The sequence below is a fragment of the Streptomyces axinellae genome, assembly GCF_039532135.1.
Taxonomy (GTDB): Bacteria; Actinomycetota; Actinomycetes; order Streptomycetales; family Streptomycetaceae; genus Streptomyces; species Streptomyces axinellae.
Map to the genome: position 1 here is coordinate 65,184 of NZ_BAAARJ010000028.1, position 1,923 is coordinate 67,106.

Sequence of the window (1,923 nt, forward strand, 5' to 3'; positions counted from 1 at the left end):
CCGTGTGCGGCCAACCGGTGACGGTCTGCGCGACAGTCACCACCAACGCACCCGGCTCCGGCACACCAACCGGCACCGTGACCTTCACCGGACCCGGCGGACTCAACCAAACCGTGACACTCGACGCCACCGGCCAGGCATGCCTGACCACCACAGCACTGGCCACCGGCACCATCACCGCCACCTACGACGGCGAAGCACCCTGCTTCGCCGGCTCGTTCGGCACGGTCGACGTCACGGTCAACCCGGCCGACACCACCACAGCCGTCACAGCGAGCCCGAACCCCTCCGTGTGCGGCGAATCGGTCGACCTGTGCGCGACGGTGACGACGAACGCGCCGGGCTCCGGCACACCTACGGGAACAGTGACCTTCACCGGCCCTGGCGGACTCAACCAAACCGTGCCACTGGACGCGACCGGTGAGGCATGCCTGACCACCACAGCACTGGCCACCGGCACCATCACCGCCACCTACAACGGTGCGGCCTGCTTCAACCCCTCCACCGATACGACCGACGTGACAGTGAACCCCGCCGCGTCGACGACAGTGGTGACGGCGAGCCCGAACCCGTCCGTGTGCGGCCAGCCGGTGACGGTCTGCGCGACAGTCACCACCAACCCACCCGGCTCGGGGACACCGACCGGCACCGTGACCTTCACCGGCCCCGGCGGACTCAACCAAACCGTCACACTCGACGCCACCGGCCAGGCCTGCCTGACCACCACCGTGCTGGCCACCGGCACCATCACCGCCACCTACAACGGCGAAGCGCCCTGCTTCGCGGGCTCGTCGGACACTGTGGACGTCACGGTCAACGCGGCCGACACCGCGACAGTGGTGGCCGCGTCGCCTGACCCGTCCGTCTGCGGCGAATCGGTCGACCTGTGTGCGACAGTCACAGTCCTGCCACCCGGCTCGGGGACACCTGCCGGCACCGTGACCTTCACCGGACCCGGCGGACTCAACCAAACCGTCACACTCGACGCCACCGGCCAGGCATGCCTGACCACCACCGTGCTGGCCACCGGCACGATCACCGCCACCTACAACGGTGCGGCCTGCTTCAACTCCTCCACCGATACGACCGACGTGACAGTGAACCCCGCCGCGTCGACGACAGTGGTGACGGCGAGCCCGAACCCGTCCGTGTGCGGCCAGCCGGTGACGGTCTGCGCGACAGTCACCATCGACCCGCCCGGCTCGGGGACACCGACCGGAACGGTGACCTTCACCGGCCCTGGCGGACTCAACCAGACCGTGCCACTCGACGCCACCGGTGAGGCATGCCTGACCACCACAGCACTGGCCACCGGCACCATCACCGCCACCTACAACGGCGACAGCTGCGCCGCAGCCTCATCCGGCAGCACCAACGCGACCGTGAACGAAGCCTCCACCACCACAGCCCTCACAGCGAGCCCCAACCCCTCCGTGTGCGGCCAGGCGGTGACGGTGTGCGCGACGGTGACCACCAACGCACCCGGCTCCGGCACACCGACCGGCACCGTGACCTTCACCGGACCCGGCGGACTCAACCAAACCGTGACACTCGACGCCACCGGCAAAGCCTGCCTGACCACCACGACACTGGCTTCCGGCACCATCACCGCCCACTACAACGGCCAGGGGCCCTGTTTCGCCGGCTCCACGGACACCACTATGGTCACGGTCAACCCGGCCGACACGACAACGACAGCGACTGTGTCGCCGGATCCGTCGGTGTGCGGTCAGTCGGTGACGGTCTGCGCGACAGTCACCACCAACACACCCGGCTCGGGGACACCTACGGGAACGGTGACCTTCACCGGACCCGGCGGACTCAACCAAACCGTCACACTCGACGCCACCGGCAAAGCCTGCCTCACCACCACGACACTCGCCACCGGCACCATCACCGCCCACTACAACGGCGCCACCTGCT

Annotated in this window: 1 protein-coding gene; it reads left to right on the forward strand. The window is 68.6% G+C overall.

Annotation, left to right across the window (positions count from 1 at the left end):
* Positions 1–1,923, forward strand: a 1,923-nt coding sequence (locus tag ABD339_RS30550) for an Ig-like domain repeat protein (protein ID WP_344570409.1), incomplete at both ends; no start/stop codon positions are given.